Raw genomic sequence first — 6267 nt, 5'->3', positions numbered from 1 at the left:
GGTGTTAGGTTACACCTCGGAGCCTTCCGTTCCCCGCTTCAATTCCAGAGTTGTGATTTCTGAAACTGGGGGTGGCTATCGCCGTTACTCTCAACTTGTAACGATTATTACAAGTGTATTGACCTTGAGTTCCCTTGCCTAGTTTGGTATCTGACGATACTAAACGTCGGGACATATAAACAGTTATAAGGTTGGTCATGGTTGACCTCTTAGATTCAGTCGGGGGACTGAAGACCTTACTAGGCGGTTATTTCAGGCATTTCAGCCCTATTTCATGCCTAAACGTTTCGCACCATATTGTCCATTCTACCAAGCCGGAAGGAGCCGCATTCCTAAAACTCACCCTTGGCTCATTTTGTTGTTTCTCCCTACTCCCATCACCCCATCACCCCTGCGCCGGCACTCCTGCGGAAACCTTTTTAAGTGGCTAGAAGCTAGATATATCAATGGTCTTAATTAATTCTTATCAATCGAATTAAATTTTTGTAAATAAAATTCTCGATCGGATTAATTATTTTTTCCAAATTCCGCTAGACTTATTTAGTAAGTTCAATCGAGATTCAATATTCCATAGCTAAATTTCTATAGCACGGGCTAGAAGGGAAGTTTAGCGAGGGATTCCTTTACCCATAATTCAGCACACATACTTGCTTTAGCAGCAGGCAGGAGAATTCTATGTCAAATTTTTCGAGACGGAAATTTTTAACCACGGCGGCAGTTTCAGCGGCAGGGGCTGTTGTCCTCAAAGGTTGTGTGGGTAATCCCCCCGACAGTACCGGTGGAACCAGCACCACCGCGCCCGCTTCCCCGGTTGCTTCTCCCGTAGCGGTAGCCCCCGGAGAGGCCCCCGAAACCACCAAAATTAAATTAGGTTATATCCCGATTGTTGAATCAGCACCCTTAATTATTGCCAAGGAAAAAGGCTTTTTCGCCAAACACGGGATGCCCGATGTGGAAGTCTCCAAACAAGCAAACTGGGGATCCGCTAGAGATAACGTCGAAATTGGGTCAGATGCGGGCGGAATTGACGGGGGACAGTGGCAAATGCCCATGCCTTACCTAATTTCCGAGGGACTAATCACCAAAAATAACGTTAAAGTCCCCATGTATGTGTTAGCGCAGTTAAACACCCAGGGTAACGGAATTGCGATCGCAGGTAAACACGAGGGCAAAAATATCGGTTTAGACCTGAAACCCGCCAAAGATTACATCCTCGGCATGAAAACGACGGGAACTCCCTTTAAAGCCGCCTATACTTTCCCGAAAGCTAACCAAGACTTCTGGATTCGTTACTGGTTAGCGGCTGGTGGTATTAACCCCGATACGGATATTAACCTAATTGCCGTACCCGCAGCCCAAACCGTGGCCAACATGAAAACGGGAACCATGGATGCGTTTAGTACCGGTGATCCTTGGCCGGCGCGAATTGTGGCCGATCAGATCGGTTTTATGTCAGCTTTAACCGCAGAAATCTGGCCCTATCACCCGGAAGAATACCTCGCTGTCCGCGCCGATTGGGTGGATAAAAACCCGAAAGCCACCAAGGCCCTATTAAAAGGAATTATGGAAGCGCAGCAATGGCTCGATCAAGAGGCAAATCGGGCAGAAGCGGCGGCAATTCTCGCTAAACCGGCTTATTTCAACCTCAAAGAAGAAATTATCGCCGGTCCCCTCAAAGGAATGCAGAAAATGGGTGACGGCAAACCGGAAATCACCGACAAAAATAAAGGAGTTTTCTACTGGAAAGATCCCGCCGGTAGCGTCTCCTATCCCTACAAGAGCCATGATCTCTGGTTTTTAACCGAAAGTGTTCGTTGGGGTTTCTTGCCGAAAGAAACTTTAACCACTGCCGCCGCATTAATCGACAAAGTTAACCGCGAGGATCTTTGGAAAGCGGCAGCTACAGAATTAGGAGTTCCCGCAGCCGATATTCCCACCACTACCTCCCGGGGTGTCGAGAAATTCTTTGATGGCAAGACTTTTGATCCTGCCAATCCCCAAGCTTATCTCGATAGTTTGGCGATCAAAAAAATCTAGAAAGAAGGCTAAAGATGGACTAGGCTAAAAATTTTGTCTAGTCCATCACCCGAAAGGGTGCTTTTTTCTGTAAACTATTCATCAACCCCGATCACGATCCCAAAGATTTTATTAAAAAAAAGGAAAACGGCAAAATGGCAAGTAGCGTCAGCAGAACAGGTAAAGGTGGTTTCAACTTCGGTAAATTCTGGAAAAAGCATTCCCATGACATTCTTCCCCCCATTATCGGTACCTTGGGTTTTCTGATTGTTTGGCAATTAGTCTCCATGGTGGGATTAATCAAATTACCCCCCCCATCCGACCTAATCACCAATGAGCGTACCCGTACTTATTTAATGTATCCTTTCTTTGATCGTGGGGGCATTGATAAAGGACTATTCTGGCAAACTTTAGCCAGTCTGCAACGGGTATTAATCGGTTATTCTTTAGCCGCAGTGGTGGGTATTGGCGTTGGGATTATGGTCGGTTTAAATTCTTTCTTAAATAAGGCACTCGATCCCCTTTTCCAATTCCTGAGAACAGTTCCTCCTCTTGCTTGGGTTCCCCTATCTTTGGCCGCTTTACAACAAAATCAACCTGCCGCTTTATTCGTTATCTTTATTACCGCAGTTTGGCCGATTTTGATTAATACTACCGTTGGTGTCCAACAAATTCCCCAAGACTATATCAACGTTAAACAAGTCTTGCAATTGTCCAGCAAAAAATTCTTCTTCAAGATATTAATTCCCTCGGCCCTTCCCTACATCTTCACTGGTTTGAGAATTGCGATCGGTTTAGCTTGGTTAGCGATTATCGCCGCTGAAATCGTTATGTCGGGTATCGTCGGTATCGGTTTCTTTATCTGGGATGCCTACCAAAATAACTACATCAGTGATATTATTCTCGCGCTGTTTTATATCGGTGGTGTGGGTTTATTACTCGATCGCTTTATGGCTTGGTTGCAAAATCAAATCGTTCGTCAATAGGGAATCGATGGGGAAAATTTCCCCATTTTCAAATAACTGAAACTTGAGGAAATTTAAGGAGAAAAAAATATGAGTTTGTTTGTCGCTGTCGATAATATTGATAAAGTCTTCCCCCTCAGTGGTGGCGGTGAATATGTGGCCTTGAAAGGGATCGATTTACAGATAAAAAAAGGGGAATTTATCTCCCTCATCGGTCACTCTGGTTGCGGAAAATCCACCCTCTTAAACATGATCGCTGGTTTAGATTTGCCCACAGAAGGGGTGGTGACTTTGCAAGGTCAAAGCATTCAAAAACCAGGGCCCGATCGCATGGTAGTTTTCCAAAACTATTCCCTTTTACCCTGGTTAACCGTCAAAGAAAATATCACTCTGGCCGTCGATCAAGTTCTCGCCCAACTATCAGAAGACGAAAGAAAAGCTGAAGTCGAAAAATATATCGATCTGGTCAATCTTCGTCATGCAGTGGATAAACGTCCCAACGAATTATCGGGGGGGATGAAACAACGGGTAGCGATCGCTCGCGCCCTAGCCATCCGTCCGAAAGTCCTCCTTTTAGATGAACCCTTTGGGGCGTTAGATGCCCTGACTAGAGGTAATCTACAGGAACAGTTAATGCAGCTGTGCGAAGAATACCAAATGACCTCGGTAATGGTGACGCACGATGTGGATGAAGCGGTGCTATTATCCGATCGCATCGTTATGCTCACCAACGGCCCTGGCTCAAAAATTGGCGGTATTTTGGAAGTGGATATCCCCCGTCCCCGCAAACGTATGGAAGTGGTGGAACACCCCAGTTACTACAGTCTCCGGAGCGAGATTATCTATTTCCTCAACCAACAAAAACGGATCAAAAAACTACGCGCCCGCAAAGTCGAAGTTATTGCCCGTCACGGTTTAGAAAAAGTCAATCTAGAAATCGGTTTTGTTCCCCTCACCGCTTGCGCGCCCCTAGCAGTGGCCAAAGAAAAGGGATTCTTCACTAAACATGGTCTAGATGAGGTGAATTTAGTCCGGGAAACCAGTTGGCGAGGCATTGTGGACGGGATCGCAGGGGGATTCCTCGACGGGGCGCAAATGCCTTCGGGAATGCCCACCTGGTTAACCGTCGGTGGTTATCAGGAGCAACCTTTGCCGATTGTCAGCGCCCTGACTATGACTCGTAACGGTAACGGTGTCACCCTCGCTAAACGCTTCTATGACGAGGGAGTGATTGACGGTAACGCCTTAAAACAGATGCTATTGGAATCGCGGGAACAGCGCCATATTTTTGGCATGGTTCACCCCTCCTCCATGCACAATTTGCTCCTGCGTTACTGGTTAGCGGCCTCTGGTATTGACCCCGATCAAGACGTTCACCTCGAAACTATTCCCCCGGCCCAAATGGTAGCCGACCTGAAAACCGGTAGTATTGACGGTTACTGTGTCGGTGAACCCTGGAATCTAAGGGCCGCCATGGAAGGTATCGGTTACACCGTCGCCACCGACTTAGAAATCTGGCAGGGCCACCCGGGTAAGGCCCTGGGAGTCCGGGAAGATTGGGCCAATAAATACCCTAATACCCATGTCGCTTTAGTCAAAGCACTGCTGGAAGGTTGTCGCTACTGTGCCGATGAAACAAATCAGGAAGAAATTCGTCAAATCCTCGCCAGTCGTCAGTACCTTAGTACCAATATCGATTATATCCAACTGGGTGATCCCAACTCCTACGCGTGCAGTCTCGATCAACCGATGAAAGAATATGCACACCATCTGTTCTATGGAGAAGGGGTAAATCGTCCCAGTCGTACCGAACACCTCTGGATGATGACCCAAATGGCGCGCTGGGGCCACATTCCTTTCCCCCGTAACTGGGTAGAAATTCTCGAACGCGTCTGTCGGGTGGGTGTCTTTAGTACCGCGGCCCGGGAATTGGGTCTAGGGGATATTAAATATCGTCGCACACCGATCCTGTTATTCGATGGTATCGAGTTTGATGCCGAAGATCCGATCGGTTATCTCAATAGTTTAGAGATCAAACAAAACGTCACCATGGCCGAAGTGGCTATTGATGCTCGTCCTAGTGCCAGTGAATCTCGCAAAATTGCCTAACCAGAGGTAAAAGGGGAGATTTTCTACCCTTTTACCCCTAAAATATGATCCCATTGGATTAAGCCCTGCAACTCTGCCACTTTCTACCTGTCTTTCGACTTTTTAGCGACTATAATCATGTACACCACCACCGACACAGTTAACCAGGCAACCCAGGCCCCCACTAAAGAAGCTTTTGTTACCATTGAAGGAGTTTCTAAGGTTTATCCCACTCCCAGAGGCCCCTACACCGTCCTCAAGGACGTTAATCTCAGCATCAATGAAGGTGAATTTATCTGTGTGATCGGTCACTCCGGTTGCGGTAAATCGACCCTATTAAATATGGTGTCGGGTTTTTCTTCTCCCACCGATGGCATTGTTAAAGTTAACGGTAAGAAAATTACTAAACCAGGACCCGATCGCATGGTAGTGTTTCAAAACTATGCTTTATTGCCTTGGTTAAGCGTTTTTGAAAATGTCTATCTCGCGGTAGATGCGGTGTCTCCCAATGCTCCAGAGGCGCAAAAACGCTCGATCGTGCGGGAACATTTAGCTATGGTGGGTTTAACCGAAGCTATGGACAAAACCCCTCCCCAAATCTCCGGGGGGATGAAACAACGGGTTTCGATCGCCCGGGCTCTTTCTATCCGTCCGGAGGTGTTGATTCTTGATGAACCTTTCGGTGCGTTGGATGCGATTACTAAAGAGGAATTACAGGAAGAATTGCTGAAAATCTGGCAAGATAAACGCTGTACGGTGTTGATGATTACCCACGATATCGATGAGGCTCTTTTCCTCGCTGATAAGCTGGTGATGATGACCAATGGACCGGAAGCAAAAATCGGCGAAGTGATGAATATTCCTTTCCCCCGTCCCCGCGATCGGGAGAGAATTATGGAGGATCCTGAATATTATCGTCTGCGTAACTATGCCCTCGACTTCCTCTATAATCGTTTCGCTCACGATGATGTTAGCTAGATGTGAGCATTTGTATTAGTTTGGGGTGCGGTTGACTTAATAGCGATCGCACCTAGACTTTTTTCTGGGGAAGCCTTCTTCAAGTAAAATCATTTCTAAGTAGGTAGATTTTAAAAATTGTCAGATACTCCCCTTATCAAGGGGGGATCAGCACCCCCCTTATTAAGGGGGGATCAAGGGGGGATCAGCACCCCCCTTATCAAGGGGGGATCAAGGGGGG

General features: G+C 46.9%; 4 protein-coding genes. All 4 read left to right on the top strand.

The annotated features are described in order from the left end of the window. Positions 1 to 675: 675 nt before the first annotated feature. The gene (locus IM475_RS15360) at positions 676 to 2037 is read left to right on the top strand and encodes a CmpA/NrtA family ABC transporter substrate-binding protein (protein WP_287728125.1); all 1362 of its coding nucleotides are present in this window, start codon (positions 676 to 678) and stop codon (positions 2035 to 2037) included. Positions 2038 to 2171: 134 nt separating this feature from the next. Further along, entirely contained in the window at positions 2172 to 3002 is an 831-nt protein-coding gene (ntrB, locus tag IM475_RS15355; RefSeq protein ID WP_287728124.1) for a nitrate ABC transporter permease, read from the top strand. Between the two features lie 69 nt (positions 3003 to 3071). After that, positions 3072 to 5090: an ABC transporter ATP-binding/substrate-binding protein gene (locus IM475_RS15350; RefSeq protein WP_287728123.1), complete on the top strand. Its 2019-nt coding sequence runs from the start codon at positions 3072 to 3074 to the stop codon at positions 5088 to 5090. Positions 5091 to 5207: 117 nt separating this feature from the next. Then, complete coding sequence (locus IM475_RS15345) at positions 5208 to 6047, top strand: nitrate ABC transporter ATP-binding protein (protein ID WP_287728122.1); 840 nt, start codon at positions 5208 to 5210, stop codon at positions 6045 to 6047. Positions 6048 to 6267 lie beyond the last annotated feature (220 nt).

The organism is Microcystis sp. M061S2 (assembly GCF_020245605.1).
Classification (GTDB): Bacteria; Cyanobacteriota; Cyanobacteriia; order Cyanobacteriales; family Microcystaceae; genus Microcystis.
The sequence above is the reverse complement of the archived record's forward strand: the minus strand, read 5'-3'. Positions and strand labels throughout refer to the sequence as shown.